Consider the following 21,620-nt stretch of genomic DNA (forward strand, 5'->3'; position numbering starts at 1 on the left):
CGTTTCACGTACACCGCCAAAGGCCAACAACAAGAGACGAGAAACTCCATGACACGCCAACATCCTTCGATCAGCTACGTCAGCGGCATCAGCGACACGCCCCTCAAGGGCCAGACCATCGGCGACTGCCTCGACGACACCGTGGCGCGCTTCGCCGAGCGCGATGCCCTGATCAGCCGTCACCAGGGGCTGCGCTACAGCTGGCGGGAGCTCCAGCAGGCGGTCGACCAGGCGGCCCGGGCCCTGCTCGCCCTGGGGGTGAAGAAGGGCGAGCGCGTCGGCATCTGGTCGCCCAACTGCGCGGAATGGACCATCACCCAGTTCGCCACGGCGAAGATCGGCGCCATCCTGGTCAACATCAACCCGAGCTACCGCACCCACGAGCTCGAGTACGCCCTCAAGCAGTCCGGCGCCTCGACGCTGATCCTGCAGGGTGCCTTCAAGGCGTCCGACTACGTCGCCACCCTGGCCGAGCTGGCACCGGAGCTGCGAGACGGAGCGCCTGGCACCTTCTCGAGCGCCAGGCTACCGGACCTTCAGCGAGTGATCTGCCTCGATGAGCAGCGCGCCCTGACTGGCATGCTGACCTGGCCACAGCTGCTGGCCCACGCCGACGAGGTCTCCGCCGAGCACCTGGCCGATGTCCAGGCCACCCTGCAGTTCGACGACCCGATCAACATCCAGTACACCTCGGGGACCACGGGCGCGCCCAAGGGCGCCACCCTCTCCCACCACAACATCCTCAACAACGGCTTCTTCGTGGCGCGCACCATGGCGCTGACCGAAGAGGATCGCATGGTGATCCCGGTGCCGCTCTACCACTGCTTCGGCATGGTGATGGGCAACCTCGGCTGCGTGACCCATGGCGCCACCATGATCTATCCCGGCGACGGCTTCGAGGCGGGCGATACCCTGCGCGCGGTGGCAGAGGAGCGGGCCACCACCCTCTACGGGGTGCCGACGATGTTCATCGCCGAACTCGAGCATCCGGAATTCGAGGACTTCGACCTCTCGAGCCTGCGCACCGGCATCATGGCCGGCTCCATCTGCCCCATCGAGGTGATGCGCAAGGTCATCGACAAGATGCACATGCAGGACGTCACCATCTGCTACGGCATGACCGAGACCAGCCCGGTGAGCTTCCAGACCCAGACCAACGCCCCGCTGGAGAAGCGCGTCACCACGGTGGGCACCATCCACCCGCACCTCGAGGTCAAGCTGGTCAGCCCCGACACCGGCGCCGTGGTGGCCCGCGGCGAGACCGGCGAGCTCTGCACCCGCGGCTACAGCGTGATGCTCGGCTACTGGGAGAACGAGGAGGCCACCGACAAGGCGATCGACACGGCGGGCTGGATGCACACCGGCGACCTCGCCACCATGGACGACGAGGGCTACGTGGCGATCGTCGGGCGCATCAAGGACATGATCATCCGCGGCGGCGAGAACATCTACCCGCGCGAGATCGAGGACTTCCTCTATACCCACCCGGCCATCTCCGACGTGCAGGTGATCGGCGTGCCCGACGAGAAGTACGGCGAGGAGGTGATGGCCTGGGTCAAGCTCAGCGAGGGCGAGAGCCTCGACGAGGAGGGCCTCAAGGCCTTCTGCAAGGGCCAGATCGCCCACTACAAGGTGCCGCGCTACGTGAAGTTCGTCGACGCCTTCCCGATGACCGTCACCGGCAAGATCCAGAAGTTCAAGATGCGCGAGGAGGCCACCCACGAGCTGGGGCTGGCCTAGGCGGCCAAGCGGCCAAGCGGCCAAGCGGCCAAGCGGCCAAGCGGCCAAGCGGCCAAGCGGCCAAGCGGCCAAGCGGCCAAGCGGCCAAGCGGCCAAGCGGCCAAGCGGCCAAGCGGCCAAGCGAAAAGTAGCAAGTAGCAAGTAGCAAGTAGCAAGTAGCAAGTAGAAAGTAGAAAGTAGAAAGAGAAACCCCGCGGACCCGAGGTCTCGCGGGGTTTCTTGTAGCTTGCGCCTTGGCGCTTGCAGCTCCCGGCGAAGCCGGGTCACAGCCCCTTGGGCGCGTAGATGCCCGGGGCGTTGCGCCAGTAGCCCTTGTAGTCCATGCCGAACCCGAAGACGTAGCGGTCGGCGACCTCCAGGCTGCAGTAGTCGGCCTTGAGCCCCGGCACCGCCTTGCGCTCATGCTGCTTGTCGACCAGCACCGCGGTGGAGATGCTCGCCGCCCCGGCCTCGCGGCAGTAGTCGAGGATCGCGGCGAGGGTGGCGCCCTCGTCGAGGATGTCGTCGACGATCACCACGTGGCGCCCGGCCATGGGCACCTCCGGGGAGACGCGCCAGAACAGCTCGCCGCCGCGGATGCCGCCGCGATAGCGGGTGGCGTGGAGGTAGTCGACCTCGACCGGGAAGCCCAGCCGGGTCAGCAGGTGGCCGGTGGTGATCAGGCCACCGTTCATCACGCAGTAGAAGACCGGCAGCTTGTCGCCCAGGTCACGGGTGATCTCGTCGGCCATGCGGTCCAGGGCGAGCTCGACCTCGGACTGAGAGATCAGGCAGTCGGCGTTGTCCATGAGTTCGCGCATGTCGTCCAGCGACGGCTGGGCGGAGGTATCGGATGTGGGCATCGGGTAGCGACTCGTCATCGGCAAGTGGAATCGGTCAGGGTGGCGGGCCAGCCTCAGCTGGCCGCCAGGGCTTCCAGGTGGGCGTGGACGCGGCGCCAGCGCGACAGCGCCCCCAGCGCCGACAGGTCCGGGCGGGCACGGGCGTAGCGCAGCCGGGACAAGCGCTTGGCCTGGTGGCCCCGGCACGCCTCGAGGACCTCGAGGGCCGCGGCGCGGTCGTTGCAGACCAGCAGCATGTCGCAGCCCGCGGCGAGCGCCGCACGAGCCCGCTCGCCCGGCGAACCGGCGGAGGCCGCGCCGGCCATGCTCAGGTCGTCGGAGAAGATCGCGCCCTTGAACCCCAGGCTCTCGCGCAGCATCCCGAGCCAGGCCGGCGAGAAACCGGCCGGGCGGTGGTCGAACGCGGAGTAGACGACATGGGCCGGCATCACGGCGTCGAGGCGCGGCGCCAGCCGGGCGAAGGGCACCAGGTCGTGGGCGCGCAGCGCCGCCAGCGGCCGCTCATCCACCGGCAGCTCGTGATGGGAGTCGGCCGCGACGCCACCGTGGCCGGGGAAGTGCTTGCCGACGCCGACCATGCCCGCCTCGTGCAGGCCATCGAGGAAGGCGCGTCCCATGCGGGCCACGGCCTCCGGGTCGGCGGAGAAGCTGCGATCCCCGATCACGCTAGAGGTACCGCCATCGACGTCGAGCACCGGCGCGAAGGAGAGGTCCAGGCCGCAGGCGGCCATCTCCATGCCCAGGAGCCAGCCGGCGTCCTGGCAGAGCCTCAGGGTGACCTCGGGCTGCACGGCGAAGTCGCGCCCCAGTCGCCCCATGGCCGGCAGGCGCGTGACGCCCTCGTGTAGACGCTGGACGCGCCCGCCCTCCTGATCGATCGCCAGCAGCAGGTCGGGGCGGATGCGTCGGATCTCGTCGCTCAGGGCGCGGACCTGCGCCGCAGAGACGATGTTGCGAGCAAACAGGATCACCCCGCCGACCTCGGGGCGCGCCAAGAGCTCGCCCTCCTCGGCGGTCAGTCGCTGCCCCTCCAGATCCAGCATCACCGGTCCGAGCATCTGGGTCATGATCGTGCCCCTGGAAGTAGAAAGGGAGCAGATTCTAGACCAAAGCCGGACGCCAGGACAGCCCGGGGATGATGCGCAGAGGCCGGGCATTCGCGAGCGTCCCCCGATACAATGCCCCTTTGGAACCGACCGGACAGGAGTCACCCTTGCTCGCCGACCTTTCTCCTACGCTGCTGTGGCCCCTCGCGGCCGTCCTCGGCCTGTGCCTGGGCAGTTTCCTCAACGTGGTGATCACGCGACTGCCGGTGATGCTGATGCAGGGCTGGCGGGCCGAGGCCCGGGAGGCGCTGGAGCTCCCGTCAGAAGCGACGCCGCGCTTCAACCTGCTGACGCCCCGCTCGCTCTGCCCGCGTTGCGAGGCGCCCATCGCCTGGCACGACAACATTCCGCTGCTCGGCTGGTTCAAGCGTCGCGGGCGCTGCGCCAGCTGTGCGGCGCCCATCAGCCCCCAGTATCCGCTGGTCGAACTGGCCGGCGGCGTGCTCGCGCTGACGGTGCTGGCCCTCTTCGGCCCCACCCTCGAGGCGCTCTTCCTCCTCGGCGCCTGCCTGGCGCTGCTGGCCATGGCAGTGATCGACCTGCGCACCCAGCTGCTGCCGGATCTGCTCACCCTCCCGCTGCTGTGGGCGGGGCTGCTCTATCAGCTGCTCTTCCAGCCGCTGCTGCTGCCCTCGGCGGTGATCGGCGCCATGGCCGGCTACCTGGTGCTATGGAGCTTCTATTGGCTGTTCAAGCTGGTCACCGGCAAGGAGGGCATGGGCTACGGTGACTTCAAGCTCCTGGCGGCCCTCGGGGCCTGGCTGGGCTGGCAGTTCCTGCCCCTGGTGCTGATCCTCTCCGCCGGGGCCGGAGCGCTGGTGGGCATCCTCATCCAGCTGGCGGTACCGCGCCTGCGCGGCGCCCCCCTGCCCTTCGGCCCCTGGCTGGTCATGGCCGGCTGGCTCGCCCTGCTGGCGAGCGAGCCGTTGATGGCGCTCTATACCGGGCTGCTCTACTGACCCCGCGCGCCCCCTGACACCAGAGAGGAGACGACGATGATCATTGGCGTGACGGGCGGCATCGCCTCCGGCAAGTCCACGGTGGCCCGCGCCTTCGCCGCGCTGGGCATCCCCTGGGTGGACGCCGATGACGTGGCCCGGGAGATCGTCGAGCCCGGTGAGCCGGCCCTCGACGAGATCGCCGCGCATTTCGGCAGCGCGGTGATCACCGCGGAGGGGCGCCTGGATCGCCGCGCCCTGCGCGAGGTCGTGTTTGCCGACGAGGCGCAGCGGCGCCGGCTGGAGGCGATCACCCACCCGCGCATCCGCGAGCGACTCATCGACCACCTGGCACGGCTCGAGGCCCGCTCGGCGCCCTATGTACTGCTGGTCTCGCCGCTGCTCTTCGAGTCGGGCCAGGCGGCGCTGGTCGATCGCTGCCTGGTCATCGACGTGCCCGAGCCGTTGCAGGTCGCGCGCACCGCGGCCCGCGACGACGTCGACGAGGCCCAGGCGCGCGCCATCGTCGCCGCCCAGATGCCACGCCGGGAGCGCCTGGCGCGCGCCGACGACGTGATCGACAACGCCGAGGGCGAGGACGCCCTGGCGCGCCAGGTGGCCGACCTCGACCGCCGCTACCGGGCCCTGGCCGACTTGCCTCCCGCGCCCTGAATCCCCATGCTTTCCCGACATTTCCTCCAGGACGATACCGCATGAGCCCGCAAGACACCGCACGCCCCCTGGAAGTCGCCTGCCCGCAGTGCCGCAAGACGGTGCTGTGGCGCGAGGAGAACGCCTACCGACCCTTCTGCAGCAAGCGCTGCCGCCTGCTGGACCTCGGCGCCTGGGCCGACGAGTCGCACCGCATCGCCGGCGAGCCCGCCATGGACGAGGGCGATCTTGACGCCCTGCTGGCGCGTGCCGACCGGGACGGCGAGCCCTCGTGACCCAGGGCGTCCAACGCCCCGAATACCGGCTGCTGGCCGAACTGGAGGCGAACTTCGACCGCCAGCTGGAGCAGACCGAGGCCCTGGTGGCGGCCTGGGCGGCCTCCGGTGGGACGGCCTGGTCCTTCGAGCACGCGACGGCCGACGCCGCCTGGCTGCGTCGTTGCCTGCTGGATGTCTGGTATCAGGATGGCCAGGACGGCCGGGCGACCCGCAGCCATGTCGGCCTGGTGGCCGCGGACGAGGGGGTGATGGAGGCGGCCGGCGAGGTCAATGCCACCAAGCAGGCCTTCGCCGCCCTGCTCGCCGAGATCCGCCGCGAGGTGCCCTCGCTGATCCCTGAGATCAAGGCGGTGCTGCCGTTTCGCCACCCTGCCCTGCACGACCACCTGCGCGGCACGGGCCTCGCACGCCTGCATCTCAAGCAGTGCTGGCGCATGATCCCGGTGGCCGAGGCGCCGGTAGCCCGGGTACGGCTCGCCTGGTATTCGAGTGGCCGCTCGATCAAGCGGCTGACGGTTCGCGAGGCCGAGCAGAAGCTGCTGGCGCTCGACAGCGATGCGCCCCATATCCACATCCAGCTACGCCGGCTCGCCGGCATTCCCGACGGCGAGCCGCTGGCCCAGGTCCAGACCCAGGCCCCGCTGATGCGGGCCAACCTCTTCTACCGGGAACCGCTCGAGGATGGTCGCAGCCGGCGAGCGATGAACGTCGCCCTGCCGCTGTTCGTGCCGAGTCCCGACGGGCGCCTGCCCGACCACAACTGCCCCCCCGCGACCCCGCCGACCGAGCGGACCCGGGCCCGGCGCCGCGACGAGCGCCTGGAGAACGAGGCGTTCCTGCCGAGCCTGCGGGTCTACCGCTACCGGTGAGGCGCCCGCCTCGCCTCAGGCGATGCGCCCGAGGGACCTCATGGTTTCCAGCAGCCGGCTGACGTGGTCCGCCGGCTGCGCATATTCTCGCATCAGCGCCGTCAGGCGCTCCTCGAAGAGGCGCTGTCGTGCCGCCGCATCCTGCGGTGCGCCGGTGGCGTCCTGCCGACCTTCCGTTGCGCCGGTGGCGTCCCCGCCGCGGGCGCCGGACGCGGGACCGGAGCCGGAACCGGCGGCATCGAGACTGCGCAGCGCCTCGGCGAAGGCATCGTCGAGTTCACGAAACTGGCGCAACTTCTCGCGCTCATCCACGGGCTGTCGGGAGTTCTGCTGTTTCATGTGTTTCCAATGGCGTCAGGGCGACGGCCGGGCGGGAACGGGGCCATCGCCGTTAATCGGGGGGTGAAGTAATTATACCGCCTGGGCGCGACGGAAGCATCTTCCCTTGACCATTAGGGTCGCCGATAAAAAGACAGCAACGCCCACACGGGGGAGAAATGACGACGCCGCCTCGTGGGCGGCGTCGTTCGGACCATGGCGCGAGAGGATCACTCCTCGACGCGGACCAGCCAGGACTCGACGGTGTCGGAACCGTGCTCGTCCTTCCACGCCTTCAGCGTCTTCTGGTTGCCGCCGCGAGTTTCCACCACTTCGCCGGTATGGGGATTCTTGTAGATCTTCAGCTTGCGCTTGCGACGAGTGCCACCGCTCGCCGGGGCCGCGGCGCTGGCCGGGGCGGCCGGCTTGGGATTGAGCAGCGCGATGACGTCGGCGGCGCTCTTGTCGAACTCGCGCATCAGCGCCTCGAGCTTTTCCTTGAACTCGAGTTCGGCCTTAAGGCGATCATCATTCTGCAGCTTGTCCAGTTCAGACTGGAGTTGCTGAAGTTGCTGTTCCATCTGCATGTAGTTGCTGAGCAGCGATGACATCTAGAAGTTCCTTATTGGGCATTGGGAGATGCAAGGCATTATTGCCTGTTTAAACTTCCTTGGCAAGAGTGTGAACGCTCTTCCTCATTTCGGCAAATATTGACGACAAACTTTGCGGGAAAAGCCGCCACACAATAACACCAAACTTTAAAGGCGCCCTTATGATAAGAAACGGTGCAGACTATAGGGAAGTAACCGGCCGGAATGCCATGGACGGCCAGGCCTCGACAGGAGCGTGACGACAAACGAAAGGCGCCGCCCCGAGGGGCGGCGCCTTGTCGACCGATCGCGGGACGCGTCCCGCGGGTATCAGTCCTGACCCATCTGCTGCTTGATGAGGTCACCGATGGTGGTCGGACCACCCACCTCGGGGCTCTCTTCGCGCAGCTTCTTGAGGTTCTGGCGAGTGTCGTCCTGATCCTTGGCCTTGATGGACAGGGCGATCTGGCGGTTCTTGCGATCGACACCGATGATGCGGGCCTCGACGCTGTCGCCTTCGTTCAGCGCGTTGCGGGCATCCTCGACGCGGTCGGCGCTGATCTCGGACGCCTTCAGCACGGCGACGACATCGGTAGCCAGCTCGACCTGGGCTTCCTTGGCATCGACCTCGACCACGCGGCCGGTGACGATGGAGCCCTTGTCGTTGACGGCCAGGAACTCGGAGACCGGATCGGTATCGAGCTGCTTGATGCCGAGAGAGATGCGCTCACGCTCCGGATCGATGGAGAGGATGACGGCTTCCGCCTCGTCGCCCTTCTTGAAGGAACGAACGGCTTCCTCACCGGTATCGGTCCAGGAGATGTCGGACAGGTGCACCAGGCCGTCGATGCCGCCTTCCAGGCCGATGAAGATACCGAAGTCGGTGATCGACTTGATGGTACCGGTGACGCGGTCGCCCTTGTTGTAGCGCGCGTTGAAGTCTTCCCACGGGTTAGTGGTGCACTGCTTGATACCCAGGGAGATACGACGACGCTCCTCGTCGATGTCCAGCACCATGACGTCCACGTCGTCGCCGACCTGCACGACCTTGGACGGATGGATGTTCTTGTTGGTCCAGTCCATCTCGGAGACGTGGACCAGGCCCTCGACACCCTCTTCCAGCTCGGCGAAGCAGCCGTAGTCGGTGAGGTTGGTGACGGTGGCGTGCACCTTGGTGCCTTCCGGGTAACGATCCTTGATGTTGACCCACGGATCTTCGCCCAGCTGCTTCAGGCCCAGGGAGACGCGGTTGCGCTCGCGATCGAACTTGAGCACCTTGACGGTGATCTCGTCGCCCACGGCCACGATCTCGCTCGGGTGCTTGATGCGCTTCCAGGCCATGTCGGTGATGTGCAGCAGGCCATCGACGCCGCCGAGGTCGACGAAGGCGCCGTAGTCGGTCAGGTTCTTGACGATACCGACGATCTGCTGACCTTCCTGCAGGGTGGCCAGGAGGGCCTCACGCTCGGCGCTGTTCTCGGCCTCGAGCACGGCGCGACGAGAAACGACAACGTTGTTGCGCTTCGGGTCGAGCTTGATGACCTTGAAGTCGAGTTCCTTGTTCTCCAGGTGGGTGGTGTCGCGCACGGGGCGGACATCCACCAGGGAACCCGGCAGGAAGGCGCGGATGGAGTCGACGTCGACGGTGAAGCCACCCTTGACCTTGCCGTTGATCACGCCCTTGACGATCTCTTCCTTCTCGAAGGCGGCTTCCAGCACCTTCCACGCTTCGGCACGCTTGGCCTTCTCGCGGGACAGGCGGGTCTCGCCGAAACCGTCCTCGACGGCTTCCAGGGCGACGTGCACCTCATCACCGACGGCGATGGTGAGCTCGCCGTTCTCGTCGCGGAACTGCGCCGCGGGGATCTGGCCTTCAGATTTCAGGCCGGCATTGACGGTGACCCAGTCGCCGTCGATGTCGACGATGGCAGCCGCGACGATGGCGCCCGGCTCCATGTTGATGTCCTGGAGAGACTGTTCAAACAGTTCAGCAAAGCTTTCGCTCATGATGTTCCTACGTGATCAACGTTGAGTACGGCGTTGCCGCCATCTCCGCACCACCAGCGAGTGCGGGCCTTATTTACCAAACCCCCGGGGATGTTGGCGCTGGTTCGACCTGGCCCGGCTTACGGCACTGCTTTCATCAAACCAAGAGTGCCGGACCACGTCATCACATCGTCCCGGGGATGCCGCAAGGGAGTTTCAGGTGGCGGATGCCAGACCACGCTCGGTCAGCAGTTCCGTCAGCCGATCCACCACTTCCGGTATCGTCAGGCGCGTGGTGTCAAGCGTGATGGCATCATCGGCCGGCTTGAGCGGGGCCACGCTGCGGTGCATGTCGCGTGCATCGCGCGCCTGAATCTCCTTTAGAAGACTCGATAGACTAGCATCGACCCCCGCCTCCTGCAACTGACGCTGGCGGCGGTGGGCGCGCTCCTCGGCGCTCGCCGTGAGGAAGATCTTGAGGGGCGCCTCGGTGAACACCACGGTGCCCATGTCGCGCCCGTCGGCGACCAGCCCGGGAGACTGGCGAAAGTCGTGCTGGCGCTGCAGCAGGGCCTGGCGGACCGCCGGCAGGGCCGCGACCCGGGAGGCCGCATCGCCCACCTGCTCGGTGCGGATGGTCGTGGTGGCCTCCTCGCCCTCCAGCAGCACCCGGGTCGTCTCGGGTTCGGCGACGAACACCACGTCGAGGTGGCGGGCGACCTCGGCGAGGCGCGCCTCGTCGTCCAGCGGGACCTCGTGCTTGACCGCGGCCAGGGCGGTCAGACGATAGAGCGCGCCGCTGTCGAGCAGGTGCCAGCCCAGCCGGTCGGCGACCAGGCGACTGATGGTGCCCTTGCCGGCCCCGCCGGGGCCATCGATGGTGAGTACCGGTGCGCGACTCATGACACCTCCTGCTCCTCGAGGGCCAGGCCGACACGCCGCGCCAGGTCGATGAAGCCGGGGAAGGAGGTCGCGACATTGGCGCAGTCGTCGATCTCGATCGGCTCGCCGGCACGCAGGGCCGCGATGGCGAACGACATGGCGATGCGATGATCGCCGAGGCTGTCGATGCGCCCGCCGCCGTAGTTGGCGCCCTCCTCGCGGCCGCCGCCGACGATGTCGATGCCGTCCTCGAGCAGGGTGTGCTCGACGCCGATGATCGCCAGGCCGTCGGCCATGGCCTTCAGGCGATCGGACTCCTTGACACGCAATTCCTCGGCGCCGCGCAGCCGGGTCGTGCCCGCGGCATTGGCGGCGGCGATGAACAGTGCCGGGAACTCGTCGATGGCGAGCGGCACCTGATCCAGGGGAATGTCGATGCCCTTGAGCGGCGCGTAGCGAATGTGCAGGTCGGCGACCGGCTCGCCGCCCACCTCGTGCTCGTTCGTGAGGCGCAGGTCGGCGCCCATCTGCCGCAGGATGTTGATCACCCCGATACGGGTCGGGTTGATGCCGACATGCTCGAGCACCAGATCGGCGCCCGGGGTGATCGCCGCCGCGACCAGGAAGAAGGTCGCCGAGGAGATGTCCGAGGGCACGTCGATGGGCGCGGCGGCGAGCTTCCCCCCGCCCTGGAGCCAGCAGGTATCGCCCTCGCGGTGCACCTCATAGCCGAAGCCGGCCAGCATCCGCTCGGTATGGTCGCGGGTGGGCGCCGGCTCGCGCACCCGGGTCTCACCCTCGGCGTAGAGGCCGGCGAGCAGCAGGCAGGATTTCACCTGGGCGCTGGCCATGGGCATGTCGTAGGTGATGCCGGTGAGGGGCGCGCCGCCGTGAATGTGCAGCGGTGGACGGCCGCCCTCGGCGGTGTCGATGCTGGCCCCCATCAGGCGCAGCGGATCCGCGACCCGCCCCATGGGACGCTTGGTCAGCGAGGCGTCGCCGGTCAGCTCGGTATCGAAGGCCTGGCCGGAGAGCAGCCCCGCGAACAGGCGCATGGCGGTGCCGGCGTTGCCGACGTAGAGGGGCCCCGACGGCGCCTTGAGGCCGTGCATGCCGACGCCGTGCACGGTCACCCGCCCCTGATGGGGGCCCTCGATGGCCACCCCCATCTCGCGGAAGGCCTGCAGGGTGGCCAGGCTGTCCTCGCCCTCGAGGAAGCCCTTGACCTCGGTGACGCCCTCGGCCAGGGCCCCGAGCATGATGGCGCGGTGGGAGATCGACTTGTCGCCGGGCACGCGGATCCGCCCGGCGACCGAGCCACCGGGACTCGCCCGGAAGCGCAGCTTGCCGTGTTGTTGCATCTGATACTCCGCCTGATAACTGGTCTGGTTGAGCAGGGATTCGAAATAGTGCCGGGCGTGGCTGGCGCGATCGAAGGTCGCCAGCATGGCGTCGCCGTCGCCACGCTCCACGGCGTCACGCAGGCGACGCACGCCGGCCTCGAAGTCGTCCAGGGAGGCGAGCACCGCGTCGCGGTTGGCGATGAAGATATCCCGCCACATCACCGGATCACTGCCGGCGATGCGGGTGAAGTCGCGAAAGCCGCCGGCGGCATAGCGGAAGATCTCCAGCCGCTCGTCCTGGCGGGCCAGGGTGTCGACCAGCGAGAAGGCCAGCAGGTGCGGCAGGTGGCTGGTGCGGGCCAGTACCTGGTCGTGGCGCTCCACCGCCATCTCCAGCACCTCGGCCTGGCAGCACGCCCAGAGCCGCCGCACCCGGGCCGTAGCGACCGGGTCGGTATCGGGCTCGGGGGTCAGGATCACCTTGTGGCGCGCATAGAGGCCGGCATCGGCGGCGGCCACGCCGCTCTTCTCGGAGCCGGCGATGGGATGGCCGAGCACCAGGTTGGTCGGCATCCGGCCGAAGGCCTCGATGGCCGAGCGGCGGATCGCCGCCTTGGCGCTGCCCACGTCGGTGACGACGACATCGGGCGCGGCCCGCCCCAGGCAGCCGGCGAGCTCGCGCATCACGCCGCCCATGGCCATCACCGGCACCGCCAGCACCACCAGCGACACCCCGTCGATGAGCGCCTCGAGGCGGGTCTCGCCGCGATCGATCAGCCCCATCTCGACGCCGCGGGCGATCTCGCCGGCATCGGGGTCGCAGGCGAGGAGCTCGGTGCTCTTCACCGGCCCGCCCCCGCCGGCATCGGCGCTATCGCGACGACCGCAGCCGGCGGCGCCCTCTTCCGCCGCCCCGTAGCCGGCGGCGCGCAGGGCGGCGGCCAGCGAGCCGCCGATCAGGCCGAGCCCGACGATCAGGATCCGCGCTTCGCGCACCTCCTGGGCCATGCCTAGAGCACGCCGGCCGGGTAGGAGCCCAGCACCTTCACTTCGGCGGCCCGCAGCTTGACCTCCTCGAGCATGGCCGCGACCTGGGGCTCCTCGCGGTGCCCCTTGAAGTCGATGAAGAAGACGTAGTTCCACACGCCGCTGCGTGACGGGCGCGTCTCGAGACGCGTCATGTCGATGTGGTGGCGGTGGAAGGGCTCAAGCAGGTCGTGCAGCGCGCCGGGCTGGTTGCGCATCGCCACCACCAGCGAGGTCTTGTCCTCACCGGAGATCGGCACGTCCTGGTTGCCGATGATCAAGAAGCGCGTGGAGTTGTCCGGGCGATCCTCGATCTTCTCGGCCAGCTTCGAGAGGCCGTAGAGCTTGGCCGCCATGTCGCCGGCGATGGCCGCGCTGTGCCACTCGGTCTTGACCAGGCGCGCCGCCTCGGCGTTGGAGGAGACCGGCACCCGCTCGGCATGGGGGAAGTGGGCGTCGAGCCACTTGCGGCACTGGGCGAACGACTGCGGATGGGAGTAGATCCGCGACACCTTGTCCCGGCGGGTGGTCTCGCCCACCAGCAGGTGGTGGTGGATGCGCAGCACCACCTCGCCACAGATGCGCAGGCTGGAGTCCATGAAGGAGTCGAGGGTGTGGTTGATCACCCCCTCGGTGGAGTTCTCCACGGGCACCACGCCATAGTTGACGGCGCCGGCCTCCACCTCGCGGAACACCTCGTCGATGGCGGCCATCGGCAGGCTGATGGCGCTCTCGCCGAAGTGCTTGAGGGAAGCCTGCTGGGTGAAGGTGCCCTCCGGCCCCAGGTAGGCGACCTTGACCGGCCGCTCGAGGGCGAGGCACGCCGACATGATCTCGCGGAAAAGCCGCGCCATCTCCTCGCTGTCCAGCGGGCCGCGGTTGAGCTCCATGACGCGACGCAGCACCTGGGCCTCGCGCTCGGGACGGTAGAAGACCCCGCCGGGCTCGTGCTCGGCCTTGATCTCGGCGACCTCCTGGGCACAGGCGGCGCGCTCGCTGATCAGGCGCAGGATATCGTTGTCGAGGGCATCGATGCGCTGGCGCAGCGCCTCGAGGCTCACGGTAGGCTCGGTCATGGAGTTATCCCCTGCGTGTCTCGAAATCGGCCATGAAGGCAATCAGCGCGTCGACGGCGGCCTCGGGCACGGCGTTGTAGAGGCTCGCCCGCATGCCGCCGACGCTGCGATGCCCCTTGAGGTTCAGAAGGCCCGCCGCCTCGGCCTCGGCCAGGAAGACGGCGTCGAGGCTCGCGTCGGCCAGCACGAAGGGCACGTTCATCCGCGAGCGGTTGCGAAGCGTGATCGGATTGGCGAAGAGCGCGCTCTCGTCGATCGCCGCGTAGAGCTTGGCGGCCTTGCGCGCATTGAGGGCGTCCATGGCGGCCAGGCCGCCGATGTCGTTCTTCAGCCAGTCGAAGACCAGGCCGGCCAGGTACCAGCTGTAGGTCGCCGGGGTGTTGACCATGGAGCCGCCCTCGGCCAGCGCCCGGTAGCCGAGCAGCGAGGGCATGTCGGGGCGGGCGCGGTCGAGGAGGTCGTCGCGCACGATCACCACGACGAGTCCCGCCGGGCCGATGTTCTTCTGGGCGCCGGCGTAGATCACGCCGAACCGCGAGACGTCGAGGGGCCCCGAGAGGATGCTCGAGGACATGTCGCAGACCAGCGGCACCTCGGTGCCGTCGGGGCGACGTGCCTCGGGGATGTAGTCGAACTCGAGCCCGCCGATGGTCTCGTTGGCGGTGTAGTGCAGGTAGGCGGCGTCGTCGGAGAGCACGATCTCCTCCTGGCGCGGCACCGCGCTATGGCCGTTGCCCTCGCTGCTGGCGGCGACATGCACGTCGCCGACCAGGTGGCGCGCCTCGGCGATCGCCTTCTTGCCCCAGATCCCGGTGTGCAGGAAGTTGGGGCGGCCACCCTGCCCCAGCAGGTTATAGGGCACCGCGGAGAACTGCAGGCTCGCGCCCCCCTGGGTGAAGAGCACCCGGTAGTTGTCCGGGATGGCCAGCAGCTCGCGCAGGTCGGCCTCGGCCCGCTCGGCGATGGCCACGTACTCCGGGGAGCGGTGGCTCATCTCCATCACCGAGAGGCCGCGCCCCTGGTAGTCCAGCATCTCGTCGCGGGCGCGCTCCAGTACGGCCGTCGGCAGGGCCGCCGGGCCGGCGCAGAAGTTGTAGTGACGTGTCATCAGCGTTGGGTGTCCTTATTCCTCGCCGGCCTCGCCGCCGGTCTCTTGCTCGTCGCTTTCGGGCGCGCCCTCGCCGCCTGCGGCAGCGCCTTCGCCGGCTTCCGGCTCCGGCGCCTCCTCGGGCTCGTCGACGCGCACGGTCTTGACCAGCTTCTCGTCGTTGCCCAGGCGGATCAGCATCACGCCCTGGGTGTTGCGCGAGGTGGTGGAGACCTCCTCGACGCGGGTGCGCACCAGGGTGCCGCGATCGGTGATCAGCATCATCTCGTCCGCGGCGTAGACCTGCATGGCCGCCACCAGGGCGCCGTTGCGCTCGCTGGTCTGCATGGCGATCACGCCCTGGCCGCCGCGACCGCGCAGCGGGAACTCCTCGAGGCGGGTGCGCTTGCCGTAGCCGTTCTCGCTGGCGGTGAGGATGGTGATCTGGCCGCCGTTGCCGGCCTCGACGGTGGCGCCCTCCTCGCCCTCGGTCTCGGCCTCACTCTCCGAGCCGGCCTCGGCATCGATCTGCTGGCTCTGCGGGATGATCAGGCTGATCACCTCGGCATCGTCCAGCAGCTTCATGCCGCGCACGCCCCGGGCCGTGCGCCCCATGGCGCGGACGTTGGCCTCGTCGAAGCGGATCGCCTTGCCGTTGGAGGAGAGCAGCATCACGTGATCGCTCCCCGAGGTGATGGCGGCGCCCACCAGGCGGTCGTCCTCGTCGAGGTCGATGGCGATCAGGCCCACGCTGCGCGGCCGCGAGAACTGCTCGAGGCTGGTGCGCTTGACCGTGCCCTTGGCGGTGGCGAAGAAGATGTAGCTCTGCGGGTCGTAGTCGCGCACCGGCAGGATGGCGTTGATCGCCTCGCCCTCGTCCAGCGGAAGCAGGTTGACCAGCGGCTTGCCGCGGGAGCCGCGGCTGGCCACCGGCATCTCGTAGACCTTGAGCCAGTAGACCTTGCCGCGGTTGGAGAAGAGCAGCACGGTGTCGTGGGTGGAGGCCACCAGCAGGTGCTCGATGACGTCCTCGTCCTTCATGGCCGTGGCCGACTTGCCGCGCCCGCCGCGGCGCTGGGCCTGGTAGTCGGAGAGCGGCTGGGTCTTGGCGTAGCCCGTGCGGGACACGGTGACCACCATGTCCTCCTCGGCGATCAGGTCCTCGAGGCGCAGGTCGAGGTGGCTGGCCTGGATCTCGGTCTTGCGCGGATCGCCGAACTGGTCGCGCACCGCGACGAGCTCCTCGCGGATCACCTCGAGCAGGCGGTCGGCGGAGGCCAGGATGGCGGTGAGCTCGGCGATCTTCTCGAGGATCGAGAGGTACTCGTCGAGGAGCTTCTCGGTCTCGAGGCCGGTCAGGCGGTGCAGGCGCAGCTCGAGGATCGCCTGGGCCTGGGCCGGCGAGAGGCGGTAGTCGGTGCCGGTCTGGCTGAGGCCGAAGCCCTCCTCCAGGTCCTCGGGTCGGCAGGAGGTGGCCCCGGCCCGCTCGAGCATGGCGGTGACCTGCCCCGGCTGCCAGGACTTCGCCAGCAGCTTCTCCTTGGCCTCGGCGGCGCTCGGCGAGGCCTTGATCAGCTCGATCACCTCGTCGATGTTGGAGATGGCGACCGCCAGACCCTCGAGGATGTGGCCGCGCTCGCGGGCCTTCTTCAGCTCGAAGAGGGTGCGGCGGGTGACCACCTCGCGACGGTGGCGGATGAAGGCCTCGAGGATCTCCTTGAGGTTCATGATCTTCGGCTGGCCGTCCTCGATGGCGACCATGTTGATGCCGAAGACGGTCTGCAGCTGGGTCTGGGCGAAGAGGTTGTTGACCACCACCTCGCCGGACTCGCCGCGCTTGACCTCGATCACCACCCGCAGGCCGTCCTTGTCGGACTCGTCGCGCAGCTCGGCGATGCCCTCGATGCGCTTCTCCTTCACCAGCTCGGCGATCTTCTCGATCAGCCGCGCCTTGTTCACCTGGTAGGGCAGCTCGCTGACGATGATGTGGTCGCGACCGGTCTTGTCGTCGTGCTCGATGGTGTGGCAGGCCCGCACATAGATGCGCCCGCGACCGGAGCGGTAGGCATCGAGGATGCCGGCGCGACCGTTGATGATGCCCCCGGTGGGGAAGTCCGGGCCGGGGATGTGCTCGATCAGGTCATCGACGGAGAGGGTGTAGTCGTCGATCAGCGCCAGGCAGGCGTTGATCACCTCCCCCATGTTGTGGGGCGGGATGTTGGTCGCCATCCCCACGGCGATGCCCGACGAGCCGTTGATCAGCAGGTTGGGCACCTTGGTCGGCAGGACGTCGGGAATGCGCTCGGTGCCATCGTAGTTGTCGACCCAGTCGACGGTGTCCTTCTCGAGATCGGCCAAGAGCTCGTGGGAGAGCCTGGCCATGCGCACCTCGGTGTAACGCATGGCGGCGGCGCTGTCGCCGTCGATGGAGCCGAAGTTGCCCTGGCCATCGACCAGCACGTGGCGCATCGAGAAGTCCTGGGCCATGCGCACGATGGTGTCGTAGACGGCACTGTCCCCGTGGGGGTGGTACTTACCGATGACATCGCCCACCACGCGGGCGGACTTCTTGTACGGCTTGTTCCAGTCGTTGCCGAGCTCGTGCATGGCGAACAGCACGCGCCGATGCACCGGCTTCAAGCCATCGCGCACGTCGGGCAGCGCACGGCCGATGATCACGCTCATCGCGTAATCGAGGTACGACTGCTTGAGCTCGTCCTCGATATTGACTGGCAGAATCTCTCTGGCGATGTCACCCATGGGTCGTCGAATCCTTTGCACTGCAACAGGTTGGCGCGTCACGTGGCCGTGACATGGCGCGCAATAACAGCCTTACATCATACCATCCCGGACACTGATAAGGGAGCTAGGCGAGCACCAGTGCCGCCATGGCCTCGCGGATCTCGCCCTCGATCGTCACCGCCCGGCCGCTCGCCACCTCGAGCAGCACGAAGGTGATGTCGGCGCGGGCCACCAGCGCGTCGTCGGCCACCCGATGGATCTCCTGATGGATGCGGGCGCGGCGCGAGCCGATCTCGGCGAGCCGGGTCACCACCGCGAGGTCGTCGCCGGCCACGGCGGCGCGCCGGTAGTCGATGTTGAGGTTGACCGCGACGAAGGCCAGGTCGCCTCGACCCAGGAAGGCCGCCAGGCGGGGGCGCTCGTCGAAGTAGGCCCAGCGCCCCTCCTCCAGGAACTCCAGGTAGCGGGCATTGTTGACGTGGCCGTAGCCATCCAGGTGATAGCCCCTGACGCGCAGGGTGGTACGGGAAAGGCGGGAATCCATGCAAGCGGCTCCTGGGATCGATCGTGAAACGGCAGACAGGAGGATGATCCTAGCCGGCCGGGCCGCCGACACTCAAACCGTCGTTTGAACACGAGGCGCGAGGGATACCGCCGGGCGCTGGCACCCGCGGCGCCCTTTGGCCATAATATGCCCCCTTTTTCTCCCGGGAAATGCTCCATGTGGTTCAAGCACTTGCATCTCTACCGCCTGCATGACGCCCCCGAGCTGGACGCCGCCAGCCTGGAAACCGCCCTCGACGAGCAGGCCTTCCGTCCGCTGGGCGGTAGCGAGGCCCGCCGCCTCGGCTGGTGCGCGCCGGCCGGGCGCGCCGGGACGCAGCTGCTCCATGAGCTGCAGGGCCAGCGACTGATGACCGCACTGCGCCAGGAACGCATCCTGCCGGCCTCGGTGGTCCGCGAGGAGGTCGAGGAGCGCAGCGAGGCGATCGAGGCCAGCGAGGGGCGCAAGCTGCGCCGCCAGGAGAAGCTCGCCATCAAGGAGCAGGTCTACGAGGACCTGCTGCCCCGTGCCTTCGTGCGCAGCCAGAAGGTCGACCTGTGGTGGGACAGCCGCCGCTCGCTGATCGCCATCAACTCAAGCTCGCGGACCCGCGCCGAGGAGCTCCTCGACCTGCTGCGCGAGACCCTGGGCAGCCTCAAGGTGACCCCGCTGGCCAGCCAGACGCTGCCCATGCGCGCCATGACCACCTGGCTCGGCGACCCCGGCTCGCGCCCCGCCGACCTCGTGCTCGGCGACCAGGTGGAGCTGAAGGCCAAGGGCGACGACGGCGTGCTGCGCGCCCGCCAGGTCGACCTGGACAGCGACGAGATCCAGCAGCTGCTCGAGAGCGGCCGCCAGGCCAGCAAGCTGGCCCTCACGATCGAGGGCCGGCTAAGCTTCGTGCTGCATGACGACCTGGCGATCAAGTCGCTGCGCTTCGACGACGCCCTGATCGACGAGGCCTCCCAGGCTGACGACGGCGACGATGCCGTGGTGCGCCTGGAGACCGACTTCATCCTGATGACACAGGCGCTGGCCGAGAATATCGAGCGCCTGATCGAGTGGCTGGGTGGCGAGGCCGGCAGCGCCGGCGACGCCCCGAGCGCCTGATCGCCCACGACCACAGCCTGGACCCCATGACCGAGACACAAGACACTCCCGCCGCCGATCCCTGGGCCGAGATTCGCCCCTACCAGGACGTCGAGGTGGCCGAGGTGCTCGAGCGCCTCGTCCACGACGGCGAACTGCTGGACGCCCTGACCCAGTACCGGCTGCCCCGCCTGGCCCGCGTCATGCCGCGGCTCTCGCGAACCCTGGCGAGCTTCGCCATTCGCCGCGAGACCCGCGGCGTGGCCAGCGTGCACGACTTCCAGATGCGCATCGCCAGCTACATGCAGCGCATGCTCAGAAACTCCACCGACGACTTTCGGGTGGAGGGCCTCGAGCGGCTGGACCCGAACACCGGGTACCTGTTCATCGGCAACCATCGCGACATCTCGATGGACCCGGCCTTCGTCAACTACGCCCTCTACCTGGCCGGCCGCGACACCGTGCGCATCGCCATCGGCGACAACCTGCTCAAGAAGCCCTACGTCAACGACCTGATGCGGCTCAACAAGAGCTTCATCGTGCCGCGCAGCGCCCGGGGCAAGCGCGCCATGCTGGCCGCCTACCAGCAGCTCTCCGCCTACATCCGCCACTCCATCCTTGCGGACAACCACTCGATCTGGATGGCCCAGCGCGAGGGGCGCGCCAAGGACGGCATCGACCGCACCGACCCGGCGATCATCAAGATGCTGACCATGGCGAGGCGCGGCGAGGACCGCCAGGCCGGCATCGGCGAGGCCGTCGCCGAGCTGCGCCTGGTGCCGGTGTCGATCAGCTACGAGTACGATCCCTGCGACCTGCAGAAGGCCCGGGAGCTCCTGGCCCTGGAGGACAGCGGCAACTACGAGAAGTCCGAGTTCGAGGACATCAGCTCCATCGTCGCCGGCATCACCGGCCACAAGGGACGCGTGCAGCTCACCTTCGGCACGCCGCTCTCGGCCGACCTCGCCGGCCCCGAGGAGGTGGCCGCCGAGATCGACCGCCAGGTGCTGGACGGCTATCGCCTCTTTCCCAGCCACTACCTGGCCCTCGAGGCGCTGGGCGAGGCGCCCGAACTGCTGGCGAAGCACGAGTTCAGCGACGCCGACCGCGCGCGCTTCCAGGCGCGCCTGCAGACCGTCCCCGAGGCGCTGCGCCACTGGTGGCTGACCCAGTACGCCAACCCGGTGCTCAACAAGGCCGGGCGCTGCCCGTGAGGCGCACGGCATGAAGAAGGGGCCGTCGAGCACCCAGGCGCCGCCGAACAGCGGCCGCGGCGACCCGGCGACCCGCGCCGCCCAGACCCGCGAGGCCCACCGGGTCACGCTGATCGGTGCGGTGATCGACTTCGCCGTCGGCGTGGCCAAGCTGATCGCCGGCTTCCTGGTGGGCTCGGCGGCGCTGGTGGCCGACGCCATCCACTCCTTCTCGGACATCCTGACCGACCTCTTCGTGGTCGCCGCCACCCACTTCGGCCGCCAGGAGCCCGACAGCGACCACCCGTACGGCCACGGCCGCATCGAGACCCTGGCCACGCTGTGGCTCGGCAGCGTGCTGATCTTCGTCGCCGGCGGCATCGCCTGGGCGAGCATCGGCCGCCTCCTCGAGGGCGAGCCCATCCCCGCGCCGGGCGCCTGGGCCATCGGCATCGCCGGGATTGCCCTGCTCGCCAAGGAGTGGATCTTCCGCTACACCATGCGCGTGGCGCGGCGCGTCAATTCGCGGCTGCTCGAGGCCAACGCCTGGCACTCCCGCTCCGACGCGCTCTCCACCGTGGTGGTGATGATCGGCCTGGTGGCGGCCCAGGTCGGCGTGGGCTGGATGGACGCCCTCGCCGCCATCGTGGTGGGCATCATGGTCGGCCGCGTCGGGGGGCGGCTGCTGTGGGAGTCCAGCCGCGAGCTGATCGACACCGCCCTGCCGGCCGAGCAGCGCGACGCCATGCAGCGCGCCGCCGAGGCGGTCGCCGGAGTGCGCAGCGTACACGACCTGCGCGCCCGCAAGCTCGGCAGCGATATCCTCCTCGACCTGCATATCGTGGTGCCCCCGCGGGTCACGGTGTCCGAGGCCCACGAGATCGGCAACGAGGCCAGCCGCCGACTGCGCGAGGCCTTTCCCAACCTGCACGACGTGACCTTCCATATCGATCCCGAGGACGACTCGGGCGAGACGGAACACAGCCTGCGCCCCGGCCCACCCCTGCGCGCCGACGTCGAGGACCTGCTGGATCGGGCCTGGCGCGACCTGCCGATCTGGCACGCCCGCGTCGACCTGGGCCTCCACTACCTGGACGACCGCGTCGACGTCTCCCTCTACGTCGACGCCCTGCCGCCGGGCCAGGACCTCGAAGCGGCCGCGGACGAGCTGCGCACGGCGGCCCGCCGGCTCGACTGGATCGGCCGCCTGAGGATCTGGCTCGGCCCCGGCCAGGCCTAAGTCGACCGTCACACAACGGGTAAGACGCACGCCTCACGGTTCCCTCTCGACATGCTGCC

The 21,620-nt window shown here is 68.6% G+C and carries 19 protein-coding genes; 8 read left to right on the forward strand and 11 right to left on the reverse strand.

Annotated elements, in window-relative coordinates; translation table 11 throughout:
• The first annotated feature begins 48 nt into the window (after positions 1–48).
• Positions 49–1,740, forward strand: coding sequence for an AMP-binding protein (locus FIU83_RS09580; RefSeq protein WP_152483849.1), 1,692 nt, complete (start codon positions 49–51; stop codon positions 1,738–1,740).
• A 263-nt stretch (positions 1,741–2,003) separates the two neighbouring features.
• On the opposite strand, the gene FIU83_RS09585 is transcribed toward FIU83_RS09580, so the two are convergent.
• A complete protein-coding gene (locus FIU83_RS09585) occupies positions 2,004–2,582 on the reverse strand; it encodes a hypoxanthine-guanine phosphoribosyltransferase (protein WP_152483850.1) in 579 nt (192 codons plus the stop codon).
• Positions 2,583–2,635: 53 nt separating this feature from the next.
• On the reverse strand, positions 2,636–3,649 hold the full coding sequence (nagZ, locus tag FIU83_RS09590; protein ID WP_152483851.1) for a beta-N-acetylhexosaminidase: 1,014 nt from the start codon (positions 3,647–3,649) through the stop codon (positions 2,636–2,638).
• 146 nt (positions 3,650–3,795) lie between these two features.
• Between nagZ and FIU83_RS09595 the strand changes: the two genes are divergently transcribed.
• Genes FIU83_RS09595 through FIU83_RS09610 form a run of 4 tightly spaced genes read left to right on the forward strand, consistent with a single transcriptional unit; the run spans position 3,796 to position 6,445 of the window.
• Positions 3,796–4,647, forward strand: coding sequence for an A24 family peptidase (locus FIU83_RS09595; protein ID WP_253939424.1), 852 nt, complete (start codon positions 3,796–3,798; stop codon positions 4,645–4,647).
• Between the two features lie 36 nt (positions 4,648–4,683).
• On the forward strand, positions 4,684–5,298 hold the full coding sequence (coaE, locus tag FIU83_RS09600) for a dephospho-CoA kinase (RefSeq protein ID WP_152483852.1): 615 nt from the start codon (positions 4,684–4,686) through the stop codon (positions 5,296–5,298).
• A 41-nt stretch (positions 5,299–5,339) separates the two neighbouring features.
• Positions 5,340–5,573, forward strand: a complete 234-nt coding sequence (yacG, locus tag FIU83_RS09605) for a DNA gyrase inhibitor YacG (RefSeq protein ID WP_152483853.1) — start codon at positions 5,340–5,342, stop codon at positions 5,571–5,573.
• Positions 5,570–6,445, forward strand: coding sequence for a DNA replication terminus site-binding protein (locus tag FIU83_RS09610; protein WP_152483854.1), 876 nt, complete (start codon positions 5,570–5,572; stop codon positions 6,443–6,445). Before yacG ends, FIU83_RS09610 begins: the two co-directional genes overlap by 4 nt.
• 15 nt (positions 6,446–6,460) lie before the next feature.
• Here the strand turns inward: FIU83_RS09610 and FIU83_RS09615 are convergent, their stop codons facing one another.
• The 9 genes from FIU83_RS09615 to FIU83_RS09655 form a co-directional block, all read right to left on the reverse strand.
• On the reverse strand, positions 6,461–6,784 hold the full coding sequence (locus FIU83_RS09615; protein ID WP_253939426.1) for a hypothetical protein: 324 nt from the start codon (positions 6,782–6,784) through the stop codon (positions 6,461–6,463).
• A 209-nt stretch (positions 6,785–6,993) separates the two neighbouring features.
• Positions 6,994–7,374 (reverse strand): histone-like nucleoid-structuring protein, MvaT/MvaU family, encoded by a 381-nt coding sequence (locus tag FIU83_RS09620; protein WP_152483855.1) that lies wholly within the window; start codon positions 7,372–7,374, stop codon positions 6,994–6,996.
• 309 nt (positions 7,375–7,683) lie between these two features.
• On the reverse strand, positions 7,684–9,360 hold the full coding sequence (gene rpsA, locus FIU83_RS09625; protein ID WP_152483856.1) for a 30S ribosomal protein S1: 1,677 nt from the start codon (positions 9,358–9,360) through the stop codon (positions 7,684–7,686).
• Between the two features lie 195 nt (positions 9,361–9,555).
• A complete protein-coding gene (gene cmk / locus FIU83_RS09630; protein ID WP_152483857.1) occupies positions 9,556–10,242 on the reverse strand; it encodes a (d)CMP kinase in 687 nt (228 codons plus the stop codon).
• Positions 10,239–12,572 (reverse strand): bifunctional prephenate dehydrogenase/3-phosphoshikimate 1-carboxyvinyltransferase, encoded by a 2,334-nt coding sequence (locus tag FIU83_RS09635; protein WP_152483858.1) that lies wholly within the window; start codon positions 12,570–12,572, stop codon positions 10,239–10,241. The genes cmk and FIU83_RS09635 overlap by 4 nt, the downstream gene beginning before the upstream one ends.
• Before the next feature lie 2 nt (positions 12,573–12,574).
• Positions 12,575–13,666, reverse strand: a complete 1,092-nt coding sequence (gene pheA, locus FIU83_RS09640; RefSeq protein WP_152483859.1) for a prephenate dehydratase — start codon at positions 13,664–13,666, stop codon at positions 12,575–12,577.
• A gap of 4 nt (positions 13,667–13,670) precedes the next feature.
• Complete coding sequence (serC, locus tag FIU83_RS09645; protein WP_152483860.1) at positions 13,671–14,774, reverse strand: 3-phosphoserine/phosphohydroxythreonine transaminase; 1,104 nt, start codon at positions 14,772–14,774, stop codon at positions 13,671–13,673.
• 15 nt (positions 14,775–14,789) lie between these two features.
• Positions 14,790–17,513, reverse strand: a complete 2,724-nt coding sequence (gyrA, locus tag FIU83_RS09650) for a DNA gyrase subunit A (protein ID WP_152483861.1) — start codon at positions 17,511–17,513, stop codon at positions 14,790–14,792.
• A 106-nt stretch (positions 17,514–17,619) separates the two neighbouring features.
• Positions 17,620–18,039, reverse strand: a complete 420-nt coding sequence (locus FIU83_RS09655) for a thioesterase family protein (protein ID WP_152483862.1) — start codon at positions 18,037–18,039, stop codon at positions 17,620–17,622.
• Between the two features lie 177 nt (positions 18,040–18,216).
• On the opposite strand from FIU83_RS09655, the gene FIU83_RS09660 reads away from it, so the two are divergent.
• The 3 genes from FIU83_RS09660 to FIU83_RS09670 are packed head-to-tail and all read left to right on the forward strand — an operon-like array spanning position 18,217 to position 21,561.
• A complete protein-coding gene (locus FIU83_RS09660) occupies positions 18,217–19,149 on the forward strand; it encodes a recombination-associated protein RdgC (RefSeq protein ID WP_152483863.1) in 933 nt (310 codons plus the stop codon).
• A gap of 26 nt (positions 19,150–19,175) precedes the next feature.
• Entirely contained in the window at positions 19,176–20,342 is a 1,167-nt protein-coding gene (locus FIU83_RS09665) for a 1-acyl-sn-glycerol-3-phosphate acyltransferase (protein ID WP_152483864.1), read from the forward strand.
• 10 nt (positions 20,343–20,352) lie between these two features.
• Positions 20,353–21,561: a cation diffusion facilitator family transporter gene (locus FIU83_RS09670; protein ID WP_152483865.1), complete on the forward strand. Its 1,209-nt coding sequence runs from the start codon at positions 20,353–20,355 to the stop codon at positions 21,559–21,561.
• Positions 21,562–21,620 lie beyond the last annotated feature (59 nt).

The sequence above is a fragment of the Halomonas sp. THAF5a genome (assembly GCF_009363755.1).
In the GTDB taxonomy this organism is placed as follows: domain Bacteria; phylum Pseudomonadota; class Gammaproteobacteria; order Pseudomonadales; family Halomonadaceae; genus Halomonas.

Excerpts from the sequence above, each read along its gene's own strand:
- FIU83_RS09580 (WP_152483849.1), top strand. The coding sequence starts at position 49 with ATGACACGCCAACATCCTTCGATCAGCTACGTCAGCGGCATCAGCGAC.
- FIU83_RS09585 (WP_152483850.1), bottom strand. The coding sequence starts at position 2,582 with ATGCCCACATCCGATACCTCCGCCCAGCCGTCGCTGGACGACATGCGC.
- nagZ (WP_152483851.1), bottom strand. The coding sequence starts at position 3,649 with ATGACCCAGATGCTCGGACCGGTGATGCTGGATCTGGAGGGGCAGCGA.
- coaE (WP_152483852.1), top strand. The coding sequence starts at position 4,684 with ATGATCATTGGCGTGACGGGCGGCATCGCCTCCGGCAAGTCCACGGTG.
- yacG (WP_152483853.1), top strand. The coding sequence starts at position 5,340 with ATGAGCCCGCAAGACACCGCACGCCCCCTGGAAGTCGCCTGCCCGCAG.
- FIU83_RS09615 (WP_253939426.1), bottom strand. The coding sequence starts at position 6,784 with ATGAAACAGCAGAACTCCCGACAGCCCGTGGATGAGCGCGAGAAGTTG.
- FIU83_RS09620 (WP_152483855.1), bottom strand. The coding sequence starts at position 7,374 with ATGTCATCGCTGCTCAGCAACTACATGCAGATGGAACAGCAACTTCAG.
- rpsA (WP_152483856.1), bottom strand. The coding sequence starts at position 9,360 with ATGAGCGAAAGCTTTGCTGAACTGTTTGAACAGTCTCTCCAGGACATC.
- cmk (WP_152483857.1), bottom strand. The coding sequence starts at position 10,242 with ATGAGTCGCGCACCGGTACTCACCATCGATGGCCCCGGCGGGGCCGGC.
- FIU83_RS09635 (WP_152483858.1), bottom strand. The coding sequence starts at position 12,572 with ATGGCCCAGGAGGTGCGCGAAGCGCGGATCCTGATCGTCGGGCTCGGC.
- pheA (WP_152483859.1), bottom strand. The coding sequence starts at position 13,666 with ATGACCGAGCCTACCGTGAGCCTCGAGGCGCTGCGCCAGCGCATCGAT.
- serC (WP_152483860.1), bottom strand. The coding sequence starts at position 14,774 with ATGACACGTCACTACAACTTCTGCGCCGGCCCGGCGGCCCTGCCGACG.
- gyrA (WP_152483861.1), bottom strand. The coding sequence starts at position 17,513 with ATGGGTGACATCGCCAGAGAGATTCTGCCAGTCAATATCGAGGACGAG.
- FIU83_RS09655 (WP_152483862.1), bottom strand. The coding sequence starts at position 18,039 with ATGGATTCCCGCCTTTCCCGTACCACCCTGCGCGTCAGGGGCTATCAC.
- FIU83_RS09660 (WP_152483863.1), top strand. The coding sequence starts at position 18,217 with ATGTGGTTCAAGCACTTGCATCTCTACCGCCTGCATGACGCCCCCGAG.
- FIU83_RS09665 (WP_152483864.1), top strand. The coding sequence starts at position 19,176 with ATGACCGAGACACAAGACACTCCCGCCGCCGATCCCTGGGCCGAGATT.
- FIU83_RS09670 (WP_152483865.1), top strand. The coding sequence starts at position 20,353 with ATGAAGAAGGGGCCGTCGAGCACCCAGGCGCCGCCGAACAGCGGCCGC.